The following is a 16,579-nucleotide window of genomic DNA, read 5'->3' as shown; positions in this document are numbered from 1 at the left end:
CCTCAACGGAATTCGATGACGGCACCGTCGAGCCGCAACGGACCGGAACGGGGCGGTGCGGTGTCCTATCGCACCGGACCCAAGGCTATGTAGTCTCGAGGTGAAAGCCTCCGGCTTCCACACCCGACCATTCCGCGACGGTCAAGATGGCAAGGATGCGATCTGAGAGCCTCGCCCCTGGTGCGAGTCGTAGCCGTCCGGCCGGTGACGCCTCAACCTACGGAGCAATGAACATGGCCATCCCATCCCTGTCAGGCATCCACCATGTGAAGATCCCCGTCAGCGACATCGATCAGAGCCGACGGTGGTATGAGGCAGTGCTCGGGCTGCAAGTCAATCACAACTTCCAGGACGACGACGGCGTGGTGCGCGGCGTCGCCGGGACTCTGACCTCGCCCGAGGGCGACGCGTTCCTCTCCATCGCCCTCCGGCAGGATCCAAAGGTTGCTGAAGGGATTCACGGCTTCGATCCCCTCTCGCTGTTCGTCCCCCACCATGACGAATTGGCCGCGTGGAAAGAGCATCTCGTTCAACTCGGTTACGGTTCTCCCGAATCGACCCCCAATGGCAACGTGCTGCTCCTCCACGATCCCGACGGCATCGAGATCAGAATCTTCGGCACACAGCCATAGCCATCTCGGTCTCCTCGGGCCATCGAATGTCCGTACGGCTTGGCATGACGTGTGCTCTGCCTGGTGCCCGTTTCTTCCGGGGATCTCTGCACGTCGGCCCCTGGTCTTCGGTGCTTAGGATGATCGGGTGAACGATTGCCTGACTGCGTCCCAGAAGTCCCTGACCGTCCAGGGCCGCGAGCGCACCCTGACGTTGGTCGTGCCGAAAAATCTCCCGTCGGACCCGCCGCTCGTGATTGTTTTCCACGGTTCTCAGCAGAGTTCTCGCGTATTCCGAAAATTCACCGCGGGAACCTTCGACGCCGCCGCGCGCAACGGCGCCGTCCTCGCCTACATCGATGGCTTCGATCGGCACTTCAACGATTCCCGCGTGGGGGCGAACTTCCGATGCCGCGAGCTCGGGATCGACGACGTCGCTTTCACGGCCGCCACGATCAAAAGGCTGAGCAGGACTCACGGAATCGATGAGTCCAGGGTCTTCGTGGTCGGGTATTCGAATGGCGGTCATATGGTTATCCGTTTGATTCACGAAGCCCCGAAACTCCTGGCCGGGGCGGCCACGATTGCGGCGACACAACCGACCCCGGAGAATTTCCTGCTTGCCGGCAGACTCCCCACGTTGCCGAGACCCGTACGCCTTCTCGCAATCCACGGGACCGAGGATCAGCTGGCTCCCTACGATGGTGGGCAAGCATCCCTGTGGGGAAAGCAGTCTCGAGGTGCGGTCCTTTCTGCACCCGATTCCGCCCGATACTTTGCCGAGCGCAATGGCATTCGTACACCACCCACCGAGACCCAATGGCATGAAGACGTCGTCGTCACCGAATGGGCCGGACAAGATCTGGAGCCGGTTCACCTGTGGACGGTGCACGGTATGGGCCATGTGGTCCCGGTCCCCCACGAGCTGCCTGCGAGCCTTGGCCCGGGAACACGAGCATTTACCGCGGCGGACGTGATCACCGATTTCTTCGGCTTGTCCGAGGTATAGCCTGCTCTACCCATGAATCACACCTTCCCCCACTGCCGTGCCCCCTCTCGCTCATGAAATATGGAGACATAGCGTTCGGCTGATCCAGGAACGGTTTCCTCCCACCCGGCAGAACGAGCCCGTCTCGACCACAGCACCCTTGTTCTCCGGGCGACCGGTCGTTTCCTGGGTCGGCCCACACGTTGCTGGGAAACCTGTAACGTCGCCAGCAGAAAAACGCTACGCGTATCGATGAGAGGAACCATGAACGTTTCGATGTGGCGCAAGCTGGCGAGTCCCTGGTACCTCGTATCCGCCGGTCCCTGGGTCGCCCTCATCGCCATCGTCATCCAGCCGATGATGTTTTTCGTAGCGTTTTTCGCCGTATTTCTCGTCATGGCGCTCATATCCAGCAACGACTATGCGCTGAGCTTCTTTTTCTTCGGGATCCCATTGCTGGGGCTCATTTTTCTGCCCGTAGTAGGCCTGTGGTTCGGTTACATCGAGCGTGGCCGGCTGTGGATGATGGGCTTTCAGAACGTTCCCTCGGCCCACGTCAATCTGCCCCTCAAGCCTTTCTTGGTATGGCTCAAGACCAGATATCGTGAACCCGCCTCTTGGCGCAACGTCCTTGCTCTCGTAGTCACGGGTGTCTTCGGAATCGTCAATACGGTACTGCTCGCACTCGAAACCCTGACTCTGGCAACCATGGGGTTTCTGTGGATCTTGACCGGACAATTCCACAGGACCATTCCGGCCAATGAGCTCCCCGGATTGTTCAAGTTCATCCGTCTGATGACGGACGGGGACGTCACCCCGGATGATTGGTGGAAGTTCCCGCTCGTTGCGCTCGCTTCGCTCGTCGTCTTCGCCTATTTCAACGGGCTGCTGGCCGCCATTACAGGCTCGGCGTCGAAGGCACTCCTGAGCCCGCGTCCGGAGGAGATCGAGCGTCAGGTTCAACAGTTGACGTCGTCACGCGCCCGGATCATGGACTCATTCGAGTCCGAGCGGCGCCGTATAGAGCGGGATCTGCACGATGGGGTTCAACAAGAGCTCGTGAACCTCACACTGAGGCTGGGCATGGCCGAATACGAACTCCAAGCCCTGGAGAACCAGGGGATCGACGTCGCCGCCGCACGGCAAGAAGTATCCCGCGCTCAAGAACAGATGGACCATGCTCTCCAAACGTTGCGCAATACGGTCCGGGGAATCTACCCTGCGGTCCTCGAAGACCACGGTCTGCGAGCGGCGCTCGAAGAACTCGCGAACAACTGCATGCTGCCTGTCCACCTGGTCTACACCGCAGCTGACCAGCTCCCCCAGGACATCCAACGCAGCGCGTACTACATCGCGAGCGAGGCAGTGACCAACACCCTCAAACATTCGACCGCCAGCACCATTTGGATCACTGCGTATACAGAGGACAATGTTCTGCATATCGAAATCACCGATAACGGCCAGGGCGGTGCCGACTCTCGTGGCGGAACAGGCGTTTCGGGCCTGAACGAACGTGTTCAAACCATGAACGGCAAGGTCTGGTTGGTTTCGCCCCCTGGCGGGCCCACGACGCTCTTCGGCTCGATACCCTTGGAGGAGAAGCAGACTTCACCTGCATTGTCCGCCGAATAGCCCGATGCACTGTCGGAAACGTACTGAGCACGCACCATCGACATCTGGCATCGACACTTCCATAACCCGATTCGTATTTTCGTTTCTCAGAAAGGGTCCCGTGCGTATCATTCTCGCCGAAGATTCCACCCTCCTCAGAGAGGGCCTCGTGATGGTTCTCAAACGCCTCGGCCATGAGGTCTCCCGTGAGGTCGGGGATGCCCCTGGGCTTCTGGCCGCCGTGGACCAAGCGCAAGGACAGGAAGGGGTCGACGTCGTGGTCACGGACGTGCGTATGCCTCCGACCAATACCTCGGACGGCCTGCAGGCCGCACACACCCTCCGTGAGCGGTATCCCAGGCTCCCCGTCCTGGTTCTCTCCCAGTACATTGCTTCTGCATATGCCCGGGAGTTGTTCTCAGAAGACTCGTCCGGCCTGGGCTACCTCCTCAAGGACCGTGTCGGCAAAATCGAGGACTTCGCGCGGGCCCTGGAAACGGTGGCCGGCGGCGGGACCGTCATCGACCCCGACGTCGTCAAGCACCTCATGGGAAATGCCGCGTCGGACAACAGGTCGGCGGCCTTGGAACGGCTGACCCCGCGAGAACTCGAGATCCTGAAGCTGATGGCGCAGGGCAAGGCGAATTCGGAGATCGAGCAGGAGCTCTACGTTTCTTCCGCGACGGTGGCCAAACACATCGGCAATATTTTCGACAAGCTGGGGTTGGACAGCGACGCCGGGAATCGACGCGTCCGCGCGGTCCTTGCATTCCTGGACCACTAATCCTGGGCGCGTGTGCCACGCCTCCCCCAAGTTACTCCGAAGAACCATTCTCAATACGGCACTCGCAAGGCAGTCTATTAAGTTGAAGCTTTGACAACCGGAAATACTAGTACCCTTTGAATCTGTGACGGATGTTTTCGCCGCCTTGGACCAAGGATCCGGCGAACTGCCGTCGCGGACTAAGTGACCACCAAGGGAGAGAACAAGTGACAGAGCTGCAACAGGAACCAGTTGACGCTGATGCACAGATCAAAGCCGCTTCATGGCGCCAGTTTTTTGAGACGTCGCAGATGCTCACAAATCGTCTCGAACAATTATTGCGCAAAGACACAGCGCTCCGGCTGGCCGATTACGATGTCTGCCAGCTCCTCTACAACGCCCCGGATCACCGATTGCGCCTGGGAGACATCGCGCACATCATGGTTTTCTCACCGTCACGTCTGAGTTACCAGGTGGGGGTCCTGTGCGACAAAGGCGTGCTGCGTCGCATTGAAGACGCTTCCGACGGTCGCGCCGCATTCGCGGAACTGACCAGCCACGGCGTGGACGTTTTCCTCCAAGCGCGCGAAACTCATCGACAGCACGTCAATGAGATCCTTAACGACCTCGTCAGCGTCGAGGAGGCCGAGTCGATCGAGCGGCTTTTCGCTCAAGTTCGCCAGCGGCTCTTACAGGGCTGAGACACCCGGGCGACAAAACTAAGTGAAGACCCGTGGCTCGCGACGCGCATCGCGAGCCACGGGCTTTTCTGTTCAACGCTTGGGCGACGTTGTGGAACCGGATCGTTTGGACTGGCCGGCTTCTTCGGCGCGGCGCAGTTCCTCGCGATTGTGGCTCACCATGGAAGCAACGACATTGAGAGCGATACCGGCAAGCACCAGGATCCAGCCGAGGATTCCCAGGTGGGCCGTGATGAGGATGGCACCCACGAACAGCACGAGCAACGAGGTCAAGTACGCAGGGGTGAGGAAGACGCGATAGTTCATATACCTATTTCATCACGTCCGTCTTGGACTCGCGTATGAGGCATGGTTGCTAGCTCTGTTTTGGTGGCCGGGGCGGTTTTTGGGGCTTGCCCGCCGGTGGAGATGAGAGGCCTGATTGAAGCCCCGGGAGCAGATTTGCCATATCGGGGTTCTGAACGGCGGCCATCTGGTCGAGCTTCCGAAGCACGTGGTCGACGGTGGCCGGGTCCACTCCGCGATCAGAGCGCGCACTGATGATTTCGTCCTGGGCAGCGTTCAGGGCGGTGTCTCTCATTTTGGCGAAGAGCTTACGGCGTTTGTTGCGCTCCGCCAGCTGCGCCTCGTAGAACTCCTGGTTCTCCACTTCCTGGGGGCTCTTCGGGACCATCCGTCGGTACAGGTCCGAGACCATGGACACGAGTTCAGGTGGGGCGTCCTGAGCGTAGCGGCCAACCGCTTCCATCGCCGCGTTCTGCGCCCTCTTCAGGAGTTCGCGCTCTTGTCGATCCTGTTGATCCTCTTGATCGAGACCGAGCATTTTGACGAGGAACGGAAGTGTCAGCCCGGGGAAAACCATGGTGAAGAGCAAGACCATGGTTGCGATCACCAGAACTTCGGACCGGAATCCGAATCCTTCGGCCGGCAGGGACAGCGCGAGGGCCAACGTGACGAGACCTCGCATCCCTGACCATGTCATCACGAGCGCCTCGCCCATGGTCCGTGGCGTCATGGGTCGGCGTGCCTTGGAATGGTTGAAACCGACAATGATGCTCATCCACGCGAGGCGAATGAAGATGACGACGGCCGCGATGATGCATCCGTGGAGAAGCATCTCTCCGATGCGATCTCCTGCATCCTCAACGACTTGCCGAACTTGCAACCCGATCAGCCCGAAGGCGACGCCGGTGATGAGCATCTCGATGACTTCCCAGAACGCCGTTCCGGTCAATCGATCCTCCGGTTCCAGGTCTCCCATCGTGCTGGACATTTGGACGGCAGCAACGACCACGGCAATGACTCCGGAGGCGCGAACCTCTTCGGAGGCGATATATACGGCGAACGGAATAATGAGTGTCAGGCCGGATCGTGCGACATGCGAGTTGAGGTGACGCCGCGCGATTCCGCCCAGCCAGCCGAAGAGCAGACCGATGACCACCGCAGCAAAAGCCGTATACAGGAATTCGAGGACGAGAACAGGTGCAGACAGATGGCTATTGACGGTAATGGCTGCGAGAGCCGCCTGGAACGCCACCAAGGAGACGGCGTCGTTGAAGGGGCCCTCGGTTTGCAAGGTCGAAACGATGCGTCGAGGTATTCCGACGGGTTCCGCGACGGCTTCGACCGCCACGGGGTCCGGAGGGGCTACGGCCGCACCGATCGCGACGGCAGCAGCCACGGTCATTCCGGGGATGAAGACCATGGAGGTCCACATGACCGCCAGGATAGTGATGGACACGAGGACCACCGAATAGATCACGATCGCTCGCCAGTTGGTCCGGAACATCTGCCAGCTGGCTCTCTGCCCCAGTGCCCACAGAAGTGGAGGCAAGAATATCGGGAGGATGAGCTCAGGCTGAATGGTCACATTCGGCACGCCGGGAATGAAAATCATGGCGGCGGTCGCCAGTGTCAGAAGAACCGGCCAGGGCAGGTTGAATCTGTCGCCGACCCCCACGAGGACGAGGGTCGCCAACAAGATCACAATGACGACGATCAAGAAGTCCACGTTTCGACTTTATCCGACCGAGCCCGGCAGAAATAACATTTTTCGGAGGCGGACTGACTGTCTATTCCGATTCAGGCATTTGGGGCGACCGAAGTACCCACGCCGCGCCGCCTGATCGTGACCGGAACCGGCGCACCTTCTCCGCCGGCGGAACAATGAGGGCTTTGACCACAAGGCGGCGTGCTGGCCGGTGTTTCCGGCTCCGCACCGTCTGCGTGGTGAGCTTCCAGATATGCTTCGTGTTCCGCGACGAGGTCTCTGTCCTCGGCGCCCAACACTACAAATCCTGCGTCCTGGATCATGCGCAGATCGTCCAGAGCCGATTGACCTTCGCTGGTGAGGTAGTCGCCCAAGAAGAGCGAGTTGACGACGTGGAGGGCCACGGATTGAAGAGATCTCAGATGCATTTCGCGGCCACCGGCCATGCGAATCTCCGCTTCCGGCGCGGCAAAGCGAACCATCGAAAGGATCCTCAGGCACTTCAGTGGGGTAAGTTCCCAGGTGCCTTCCAAGGGGGTTCCTTCGAAGGGCATGAGGAAGTTGACCGGAATCGACTCGGAGTCCAGGTCAACGAGGGAGAATACCGCCTCGACCAGTTGCTCGGGACTTTCCCCCATCCCGACGATCAGACCCGAGCAAGCTTGGAGTCCGGCGTCGTGCGCTTGTTCAACCGTGGCAACTCGTTCGGAATACGAGTGTGTCGAGCAGATCTCCGCGTAGTGGTCCTCGGAAGTATTCAGATTGTGGTTGTACGCATCCGCGCCGGCACATTTGAGGCGTTCGGCCTGCCCTTCTTTCAGGATTCCGAGACACGCGCAGACCTCGATGTCCGGATTGCTTTTCTTAAGGCCTTCGATCATGCGAGAAACCCGTTCGACGTCCCGGTCCGTGGGGCCTTTTCCACTGGCGACCATGCACACGCGTGAAGCCCCGCCGATCACGCCCATGCTGGCCTGACGGACGGCTTCCTCCGGTTTGATCCACGTGTACTTCAGGATCTCCGCGGCCGATCCCAAGCGTTGGGAACAATACGAACAATCCTCCGGACACAGGCCGGACTTGAGGTTGACCAGGTAGTTGACCTTGACCGTGTTGCCATAGTTCGCGCGTCGGAGGATGGATGCGGCGTTGACGATCTCGAAGGTTTCGGCGTCACTGGCCGATAAGAGGGTTAGAGCTTCGTCTCGGGTTAGGTGGCGGCCAGCAGCCACCTCGTGAGCGAGTTCCGTGTATGAAATGTGCATGGATGCATTGAAGCCCGTTTTTGAACAGTGTTCAAGTATGTACTCGGCCATGGCTGGTCATATGACGTGCGAAGCAGGGATTGGCTCTCAGCGCACATCTATTCCCATCCATGCCGCGTCGCAATAGGTTTGAGATAAGAACATCACATAGAAGGGTGCAGATCATGGCAGATCTTTCCGGCAAGAAAATCGCTTTCCTCCTGACCAACGGTGTGGAGGAGGTCGAGCTGACTCGTCCGCGCAAGGCTCTCGACGACGCAGGTGCCGAGACCGTCATCGTCTCGCCCGCCGAAGGCAAACTGACGGCGATGAATGGCGACTGGGATCATGGAGATTCCTTCGATGTGGACCTCCCTCTCTCCGAGGCCAAACCAGATGCATTCGACGCTTTGGTCCTGCCCGGCGGCACCATCAACTCGGACACCTTGCGCATTGCCGAGGGCGCAACCGAATTCGTGAGGGCCTTCTTCGACCAGGAGAAGACCGTCGCCGCGATCTGCCACGCTCCGTGGATCCTGGCCCAGGCGGAACTCGCTCGTGGACGTCGGCTCACCTCGTTCGTCTCGACCAAGACCGATCTGATCAACGCCGGTGCGCTTTGGGAAGACTCACAGGTCGTGGTGGACGGAAACCTCATCACGAGTCGCAACCCCGGCGACATCGACGCTTTCAACGCCGCAATTTCCGAGGCACTCTCCTCATAAACCGCGCGGGCAGGGACTCGGGATGGAATCGGTAGACTCTTCCCGTGGCCCTCACCCGTGAACGCATCCTGGAAACAGCCCTGTCGCTCTTGAGCGAGTACGGGCTGGGTGATCTGTCCATGCGCAGGGTAGCTGGTGAACTCGGGGTTGCCCCCGGCGCTTTGTACTATCACGTCAAGAACAAACAGGAATTGCTTACGCAGCTGGCGAGCAAAATGCTCGACCCGGAGCCGTTGTTGTCCCCGGGCGGCGCCGAAGCTTCGCAGCCTGAGGCGATGACCGAGCGGGAGCTGATCGAGGCCGTAGTCGGACAGGCTCGAGCCGTCAGAGATTCCGTTCTGCGTTTTCAAGACGGCGCAGACGTCATCGGAATCGCCCTGGCCGCCGATCCCGATTCCGTTTCTGCGTTCGTGTCGATCCGCAACTGCCTGGAATTCGGCGGTGTGTGCGAGCGACGAGCCGATTGGGGAGCCCGTTCCGTGCTGTACACGGTCCTCGGTTTTGTCTCGACGGCACATAACCGAATCCGGCTTGAATCGCCATCCGCCCCGACCGGCGAGCGCCCCGTTATGGCCTCGGACGACGCCGAAGCATGCGATTTCGGAGTCAGTTCCATCGTTCTGGGCATTGTGGAAGGATCACATACCTCCTAGTCGAGGGGGTAGCCTCCCGCGCTTTACAATAAATTGGGGCGCGTTGTGAGCCGAGAGTTCCGCGACCTGTATCGCGGTGCCCGAAATCCGAATCCGCGCCGAATCACACCATCAACGAGAAGAATTCAGGTACAACTCCATGACCGAGGCCTCGATCGTGGCCCAGTGGGCCTCCCTGCCGGACCACACTGCGCAGGTGGAATCATTGCGCGAGGCCTTCATCGACAGGTACGGCTCGGAACCCGATGGCATCTGGTCGGCTCCGGGGCGCCTGAATCTCCTCGGAGAGTACGTCGACTTCAATGGGGGCTCGTGTTTTCCCACGCCCCTTCCCTACCGGACCCTGATCGCAGGACGGCTTCGACGGGATGGAATCCTCCACGCGGAGTCCCGGCAGATGTCGAATCCCGTTGAATTTCCAGTCCCGGAGATCGCTCCCGGAACCATTTCCGGATGGTTCGCATACGTCGGTGGCGTTGCGTGGTCCATGAACCAAGAGGGCGGCCAAGACATCGCCTTGCCGCCGGATTTCGGAGCGGACTTACTCATCGATTCCACGGTTCCGGTCGGCGGCGGACTGTCCTCTTCGGCCGCTCTGGAATGTTCCACGGCCCTCGCTCTGCTGGAACTGTCCTGCCCACTCCGCACGGAGGCGGCCATGGAGCCGTTGCCGGTCGGCGGCTGCGGCCCCGACAACGACGACCTTCGGGCACGACTTGCCCGGGTGTGCATGCGGGCCGAAAACGAGGTGGCTGGCGCCGTGACCGGCGGCCTCGATCAGACGACGTCGCTCCGGTCTCTTCCCGGGCAGGCAATGGTCGTGGATTTCCGGGATTTCTCGATCGAACCCGTCGACGTGAACGTGACCGAGGCCGGCCTGGCATTCCTGGTAATCGATACCCGCGCGCCCCACGACCTGGCTGATGGGCAGTACTCCAGCCGGAGAGACGTGTGCGAGGAGCTCAGGCAGTTGGCGGGCGTCGACAAACTTCGCGATCTCCTGCCGGAGGAGCTCGGCTTCCCCGAACTCGCGGCCGACGACGCGCGTCGAGCTCGCGAGCTGACCGTCAATGAGACTCTGGATCGCTGCGCGCGCCTATCGGGGGTCCCGGAGCGGATCGGCGCGGAAAAGCTGCATAGTTGGTTGAAGCACGTCTTCACGGACATGATGCTCGTCGAGCGTGCTCGCACTCTTTTCACGGATCGGACTCCGACCTCTCGAGAAACATGGGAGGAACTGGGTCGGCTCTTCACAACCTCCCACACCTCGATGCGTGACGATCTCGGCGCATCGCGGGCAGAGCTCGACATCGCCGTGGAGACGTGCCTGGAACACGGTGCCTTGGGTGCCCGACTCGTGGGCGGCGGATTCGGTGGAGCCGTACTGGCTCTGACGACCCGCGAAGCAGTTGCGGAGACTGCACAGGCCGTAGCCGCTGCCTTCGCAGCACAAGGTTTTGAGGTCCCCGTTTTCCTTCCCTTGGCGCCGGGGCGCCCGGCTAACCGTGATATCTAAAGCGCTCAAAAAGAACAGAATTTAATTAAAATTCATTATTTGTCTACGGGGGCGGAACGCTTTTCTTGCGTTCCGCCCCGTGCCTGACTCACGTGGTTCATTCCCTTAAAACCGCCTCACTGCAGGCCCATGAGGCGGAATTTCCGATGTGCTGGAGCACCGATCGATATCGATAGGTACCAATAAAACACTCGCGAGTACGTTTCACAACAAGGCGCGCACATCGTTATCAAATCTTTATGTCGAAGCCATCGAAGCAGATGCTTGGAAGGCAAGTCTTTGTGAGCTTCGAAACGTTCAGAGGGCGCGGCCGCCCGCAGGGGAATAACGACCCGGCCACTCAAGTTGAGATGAGCACGCCCATCACAATTCCTCCCCGCGAAAGGCGGCTTTGTGGCTTTTTCATACCTATTCCAGCCGTTGACCCTCCGAGGCCTTGACCTCAAGAACCGAGCTTTTGTCGCACCGATGTGCCAGTACAGCGCAGCCGACGACGGCGTTCCCACCGACTGGCATTTGATGCACTTGGGTTCGTTCGCGACCGGCGGCTTCGCCCTCGTCACAGCGGAAGCAACCGGGGTCGTGCCTGAGGGACGAATCTCGCCAGGAGATTTGGGACTGTGGAATGACGACCAGGCCCAACAGTTTGCTCGTATCGCAGACTTCGTCCATGAACATGGCCAAGGCGCCAAGTTCGGCATCCAGCTGGCCCACGCAGGCCGGAAAGCTTCCACGCATCATGCCCTGCCCGGCTACCCCGAAGGTTCACTGGAGAAGAATGAGGGCGGCTGGACGACTCTGGCTCCCACGGATCAGGCGTTCGGCCCCTTCGATGCCCCACAGGCCATGACCGAACAGGACATCCTGGACACGGCTCGAGCTTTCGGCAAGGCAGCGACCCGCGCCGTCGACGCCGGAGTGGACACGGTTCAGATTCACGCCGCTCATGGATACCTGCTTCACGAGTTCCTGCAAAAGGACGTCAACACCCGCGAGGACAAGTGGGGTGGCGATGACCTGGAGAACAGAATGCGGTTCCCGCTCGAGGTTGTCCGCCAGGTTCGTGCCGCGATACCGGAAAACATGCCGTTGATGATCCGGGTTTCTGCGGTCGATTGGAAGGAAGAGGCAGGCTCCGAGGCAGCCCGCCGCGCCAACGACGCGGATCTCGCCGACATCACGGAATTCGTCCGGCAGGCAGGGACACTCGGTGTCGACATGGTGGATGTGTCCAGTGGTGGCAATCTGCCCCAGCCGCATGTTGTTCCCGTACCGGGGTACCAGACCGAATTCGCGGCACATATCCGGCGCGAAACAGGGATCACGACAAGCGCCGTCGGAATCATTACGGACCCGGTTCAGGCCGAGCACACCATTGCGACGGGTCAGGCCGATGCGGTCAGCATTGGCCGCGAAGCATTGCGCGACCCTCGATGGGTTCTCAGGGCCGCTCAGGAATTGCGCCAGGATACGGATTGGCCGGATCAGTTCTATCGAGCCAAGCGATAGATCTCGTTTAGTAAAAAACCAAACTAACTATCTCCGTCCTCAAAATTCCCTGGATGTTTGGTGGAGTTTTGGTAACGACGTTTTGCCAGGGGTGAACAATTCGATCTGATACGCGAAAGCGGTTCACATCACCCCTTGTTTGCCCTAGTCTCGAACACAAGTGGCGGTCCGCACCACTGAAAATAGCAAGGATCGCCGAGACGAAAGGGGCCAACTATGGGTTTCGATATTGGTGACAAGGCGGGCGACGCTCTAAACAAGGGCAAGGACACCGTCAATGACAAGACTGGCAAAGACACCGTCAAGGACGAACATGTCGACAAGGCCAAGGATGCGCTGAACGATAAGTTCGGCAACAACTAATCTGTCGTTGTTCGTTCTTGCTTGTCCCTCGGACATTTCCTAGGGGCACCCCAATGAAAGGAGTCCCATATGGGTATCGAGGATAAGGCCAATAACGCATTTCAGGATGCCTCCGGCAACGCCAAGGAAAAAGTCGGCGAAGCAGTAGGCAATGATGATTTGAAGAATGAAGGCAAGGGCGACCAGCTCGGCGCAGCCGTCAAGGACGGCGCCGAGAAGGTCAAGGATGCCGCCCGCAACATCGGGAACAAGCTCAAGGGCTAATACCCGGCATTCACATTTGCCTGCCTGTGGCGGGCCACCTGTACGGGTGGCCCGCCACAGGTCTTTAAAGCCGGAAAACTCGACATCTCGTTATCCAGTCCGGGCGAATTCACCCTTTTGAGGTGGAGACGACGGCAGGGGTTGCGGACAGTTGTCCGCAACCCCTGTTTTTGGAATGGGGAGTGCTATCGGATATCAGAGTCCGGGAGCGGCGTAGTAACCGTCCACCGTCATCATTCCGCCGCCGTCGACTGCGGTGATCTGCGTTCCCTGTTCCGGGTTGAGCGCGGATACCATCTGCCCGTCACCGAGATAAATGCCTACGTGGGCATAGTTGTTCGTAAAAACGACGTCCCCGGCTTGGGGTGCAGACGTCGGCACGAGCTGGTCCTTCATGCTGTACGTGTACGCATCCAGATTGATCCCCGATTGAGCGTAGACGTAGGAGACGAATCCGGAGCAATCCCAGGCCATATAGTCCTGACCGCCCCACACATAGGATCCGCCGACCCCGGCCAGGGCGTCCTGGACGATCTGGGCACGACTACCGGTTACGGCATCGGTGGACGCCACGGGCTGGACATCGGTTGCCTGCGCCGACAATGTGTCAGTCGACTGGGACTGATCCACAGGTGCCAACTGTGCCTGGTCGGCAACCTCGGAGCCGAGATCCTGCTGCGGGGTGGTCTCTGCCGCAGGAACGGTCTCGATCGGTGCGTCGGCAGCATCGTTGGCTGCTTCCGCTCCGTTGTCGAGATCGTCGGCAACCAGATCGTCTTGAACACCCTCATCGACGGGGTCAGATACCGGAGTCGTCTCAGCGGCCGGGACAGCCGCGGGGGCCGGGGCCTGGGCCGTCGTATCAGCTACAGGGGTAGCTGCCGGTTCAGAGGCTTGAACATTAGTCGACGTGTCAGCGCCATCGTCAACGGGCTGCTGAGCCCAGGGCGCTTGAGGAACACTGGCTGCCGGCTGGGCGGCAGGAGCAGGTGTGGGCGCAGGGGCAGGAGCAGGCTGCTGAACCGCGGGGGCGGCGCCGGTCGGCGCAGATGCTTGGGAGTCCACAAAAGTGTGAGCAACCGGGGAGGAAGTTGCAAGTGCCAAGCTGGGTCGAGTCTGAGGTGTGGTCGAGGTTGATGACGGAGTTGCGGATGCGAAAGCGTTCGCTGAAGTCATGGAACCGGCGACGATTCCGACGGTCGCTAACCCGATTCCGGTGTTGCGAAAGAAGTGTGACTGGGTAACTGGGCGAACACGAGTGATTTGTTGAGCCATGGGAAATGGTTTCCTCCTCTTTGCCTACGCGGTTGGTGCAAGATCCATCAAGGAACCCCAGTCAGCAAAACCACTTACCCTCGGAGTCTTGTGAGGAAGAGAACCCCATCCAACACCTCGCCCCTGCCAAAGGTTGTCCTGAGTTCAGGTTCTCTGGGCGGCGGCAGGGTACGGCAAGCCTCCCAGAGAAGCAGATCTATGTATCGATCGGCAGGCTCAATATAGCACAGGGACAATTCCTGGGGTATCCCACGTCACGTGTTGTTTTACTAACGTTAAACAAACCGCGGCAGTAAGCCTGAGTTTTCGAGTTAGATCTATTCTCGGACGCATCCGAAGAGTCATCAGTAAGGCCGATTGCCCTCCTGAATTGAATTTATTGTAATTACGCCTATATGCCATGGGAGCGCACCATCGGAAATGATGAGACAAGCGCTGCGGCGCGGACAAATTGGGGGCACCTTCCGCCAGGCGCCCCGGTCTCCGGCCATAGGGTCTCCATGTGACTGATGGAGGCAACATCGTCGCGTGCATGTGGAACTCGGCGCCTGAAATTACAATGATGCGCGGCAGTAGCCGGCGTCCGCATCCCCACCCCGTGCACAGAGTTATCCACAGGCGTGGATAAGTTAAGGTTCAAAAAGGTTCCTCGAGCCACGAAACGCCCGAAAACTCAGGGAAGACGGACATCCACAGAGTTATTAACATGTGTGGAGTTACAGGCCTGTAGTTATTAACAGCTGTGGGTAACCCTTGTGGATAACTTTTCCGGCGACTGACTTCTTGTAATCACAAGTCTTGTCGGACGTCATCGTCTCTGCCGACGCCGGTGCGATGTCACGTCGAAGATCAGGGCCATAACGGCACCCACAACGAGCCCGCCCACGTGCGCCTGCCAGGCAATTCCGGGAACCACGAACCCGAAGACCAGGTTGATTGCAACTAGAATGAGCAATCCTCGGGTCTCACCACCGCGGAACCTGGTCCACGCAAACAAAGCCCCGAACAGCCCGAAGACCCCTCCGGAAGCACCAACGACCAATGTGTACGGACTGGCAAGAAGGTACACCGCCACGGATCCACCGATGATCGAAAGCAGATAGACCGCAAGGAAACGCCATCGCCCCATTCGCGGCTCGAGCGCTGCACCGAAGATGTACAACGTGTACATGTTCAAACCGATATGCAGCAGATTTCCCGGGGAATGTACGAATCCGCTGGTCAGCATGCGCCAGGGTTCTACGGTGGTGAGGACCGGAGCGTACGCGAACGTATTGAGGACCATCTGTCGAGGGATGACCCACTGCAGAACGAAGACCACGACCGTCACCGCGATCAGAGTCCACGTCACTCCCAGTCCGGACGCGCCCGGGAAGATCGAATTCCTGTTGTGGACAGAAGCACCGCGGCGGCGAGCCTCCTGATTCGCCTCGTGGACACAGTCGACGCATTGAACTCCCACAGGAGCCTGAACCTGGCACGTCGGGCAGACCGGACGGTGACATCGATTGCACGTCACGTACGAAACGGTGTCCGGGTGACGCGGACAAACGGGGCGCTCACCCCCGGAGGCGGCTGCGTCGTCGCGTTGTCCGTATTGGGGCGGTCCTTGATTCATGAAACTGTGTTCCTCGCTTACGTGCTTGTACGGCATAGACAAAACGAGGCCCATCCGCGGTGTCGCGGAAGGGCCTCGATCAATCGGGCACCGAGAGGTCCCCGTGCTGAAGTCGTTGGTTCTAGAGCTGTTCGATCTCGATGTTCTTGATGACAACGTCTTCGACCGGACGATCCATCATTCCGGTTGCGACACCCTCGATCTCGTCCACAACCTTCTTGGAATCGTCGTCGGCAACTTCACCGAAGATCGTGTGCTTGCCCTGAAGCCAGGTGGTCGGAACGGTGGTGATGAAGAACTGGGATCCATTGGTCCCCTTGCCGTTCTGGATACCGGCGTTCGCCATGGCCAGCTTGTAGGGGTCGTTGAAGTCGAGGTCCGGGCTGATCTCGTCATCGAACTGGTACCCGGGGCCACCGATGCCCTGGCCGAGGGGGTCACCACCCTGAATCATGAAATCACGAATGATGCGGTGGAAAATCACTCCGTCGTACAACGGGGTGGTCTTCTTTTCACCCGTCTTGGGGTCGGTCCACTCCTGGGAACCATCGGCCAGACCGACAAAGTTCTTGACGGTCTTAGGGGCTTGATGACCGAACAGGTTAACCACGATGTCACCGTGGTTGGTATGAAGGGTCGCTTTGGCAGTGGGAATCGCAGTCATGACAGTTATTTTCCCATGAGGCGAGCTAGCTCCCAATAGTGTTCCGCCTACAGTGAAAACAACGCGGCGGAACCCCCTGGGGGT

General features: G+C 59.5%; 17 protein-coding genes. 11 read left to right on the top strand and 6 right to left on the bottom strand.

What is annotated here, in order from left to right; translation table 11 throughout:
* Positions 1-233: 233 nt before the first annotated feature.
* The 5 genes from sake_RS00170 (at position 234) to sake_RS00150 (ending at position 4,674) form a co-directional block, all read left to right on the top strand.
* A complete protein-coding gene (locus tag sake_RS00170; RefSeq protein WP_197964439.1) occupies positions 234-632 on the top strand; it encodes a VOC family protein in 399 nt (132 codons plus the stop codon).
* 127 nt (positions 633-759) lie between these two features.
* A complete protein-coding gene (locus sake_RS00165; protein WP_129358304.1) occupies positions 760-1,620 on the top strand; it encodes a PHB depolymerase family esterase in 861 nt (286 codons plus the stop codon).
* A 243-nt stretch (positions 1,621-1,863) separates the two neighbouring features.
* The gene (locus tag sake_RS00160) at positions 1,864-3,231 is read left to right on the top strand and encodes a histidine kinase (protein ID WP_178945181.1); all 1,368 of its coding nucleotides are present in this window, start codon (positions 1,864-1,866) and stop codon (positions 3,229-3,231) included.
* A 100-nt stretch (positions 3,232-3,331) separates the two neighbouring features.
* Positions 3,332-3,994: a response regulator transcription factor gene (locus tag sake_RS00155; protein ID WP_197964438.1), complete on the top strand. Its 663-nt coding sequence runs from the start codon at positions 3,332-3,334 to the stop codon at positions 3,992-3,994.
* 206 nt (positions 3,995-4,200) lie between these two features.
* Positions 4,201-4,674: a MarR family winged helix-turn-helix transcriptional regulator gene (locus tag sake_RS00150; protein ID WP_129358301.1), complete on the top strand. Its 474-nt coding sequence runs from the start codon at positions 4,201-4,203 to the stop codon at positions 4,672-4,674.
* 72 nt (positions 4,675-4,746) lie between these two features.
* Here sake_RS00150 and sake_RS00145 read toward each other — a convergent pair whose 3' ends face one another.
* The 3 genes from sake_RS00145 to bioB all read right to left on the bottom strand — a co-directional run bounded on the left by sake_RS00145 (position 4,747) and on the right by bioB (position 7,929).
* Positions 4,747-4,980: a hypothetical protein gene (locus tag sake_RS00145; protein ID WP_129358300.1), complete on the bottom strand. Its 234-nt coding sequence runs from the start codon at positions 4,978-4,980 to the stop codon at positions 4,747-4,749.
* Positions 4,981-5,029: 49 nt separating this feature from the next.
* Positions 5,030-6,685 carry a sodium:proton antiporter gene (locus sake_RS00140; protein WP_178945179.1) on the bottom strand — a complete coding sequence of 552 codons (1,656 nt, stop codon included), beginning with the start codon at positions 6,683-6,685 and terminating at the stop codon, positions 5,030-5,032.
* 71 nt (positions 6,686-6,756) lie between these two features.
* Entirely contained in the window at positions 6,757-7,929 is a 1,173-nt protein-coding gene (gene bioB / locus sake_RS00135; protein WP_178945178.1) for a biotin synthase BioB, read from the bottom strand.
* Positions 7,930-8,093: 164 nt separating this feature from the next.
* On the opposite strand from bioB, the gene sake_RS00130 reads away from it, so the two are divergent.
* The 6 genes from sake_RS00130 to sake_RS00105 all read left to right on the top strand — a co-directional run bounded on the left by sake_RS00130 (position 8,094) and on the right by sake_RS00105 (position 12,938).
* Positions 8,094-8,633, top strand: a complete 540-nt coding sequence (locus sake_RS00130; protein WP_129358296.1) for a type 1 glutamine amidotransferase domain-containing protein — start codon at positions 8,094-8,096, stop codon at positions 8,631-8,633.
* Between the two features lie 44 nt (positions 8,634-8,677).
* On the top strand, positions 8,678-9,286 hold the full coding sequence (locus sake_RS00125) for a TetR family transcriptional regulator (RefSeq protein ID WP_129358295.1): 609 nt from the start codon (positions 8,678-8,680) through the stop codon (positions 9,284-9,286).
* A 76-nt stretch (positions 9,287-9,362) separates the two neighbouring features.
* Positions 9,363-10,802, top strand: coding sequence for a galactokinase family protein (locus tag sake_RS00120; RefSeq protein WP_243155704.1), 1,440 nt, complete (start codon positions 9,363-9,365; stop codon positions 10,800-10,802).
* Between the two features lie 393 nt (positions 10,803-11,195).
* Positions 11,196-12,311, top strand: coding sequence for an NADH:flavin oxidoreductase/NADH oxidase (locus sake_RS00115; RefSeq protein WP_129358293.1), 1,116 nt, complete (start codon positions 11,196-11,198; stop codon positions 12,309-12,311).
* A 216-nt stretch (positions 12,312-12,527) separates the two neighbouring features.
* Entirely contained in the window at positions 12,528-12,674 is a 147-nt protein-coding gene (locus tag sake_RS00110; protein ID WP_129358292.1) for a ribosome recycling factor, read from the top strand.
* A 69-nt stretch (positions 12,675-12,743) separates the two neighbouring features.
* Positions 12,744-12,938 (top strand): CsbD family protein, encoded by a 195-nt coding sequence (locus sake_RS00105; protein WP_129358291.1) that lies wholly within the window; start codon positions 12,744-12,746, stop codon positions 12,936-12,938.
* A gap of 195 nt (positions 12,939-13,133) precedes the next feature.
* On the opposite strand, the gene sake_RS00100 is transcribed toward sake_RS00105, so the two are convergent.
* The 3 genes from sake_RS00100 to sake_RS00090 form a co-directional block, all read right to left on the bottom strand.
* Entirely contained in the window at positions 13,134-14,042 is a 909-nt protein-coding gene (locus sake_RS00100; protein WP_238147496.1) for a C40 family peptidase, read from the bottom strand.
* Between the two features lie 979 nt (positions 14,043-15,021).
* The gene (locus sake_RS00095) at positions 15,022-15,564 is read right to left on the bottom strand and encodes a rhomboid family intramembrane serine protease (RefSeq protein ID WP_238147495.1); all 543 of its coding nucleotides are present in this window, start codon (positions 15,562-15,564) and stop codon (positions 15,022-15,024) included.
* Positions 15,565-15,952: 388 nt separating this feature from the next.
* Positions 15,953-16,495: a peptidylprolyl isomerase gene (locus sake_RS00090; RefSeq protein WP_129358289.1), complete on the bottom strand. Its 543-nt coding sequence runs from the start codon at positions 16,493-16,495 to the stop codon at positions 15,953-15,955.
* Positions 16,496-16,579 lie beyond the last annotated feature (84 nt).

Source organism: Kocuria sp. TGY1127_2, assembly GCF_013394385.1.
Taxonomy (GTDB): Bacteria; Actinomycetota; Actinomycetes; order Actinomycetales; family Micrococcaceae; genus Rothia.
The sequence above is the reverse complement of the archived record's forward strand: the minus strand, read 5'-3'. Positions and strand labels throughout refer to the sequence as shown.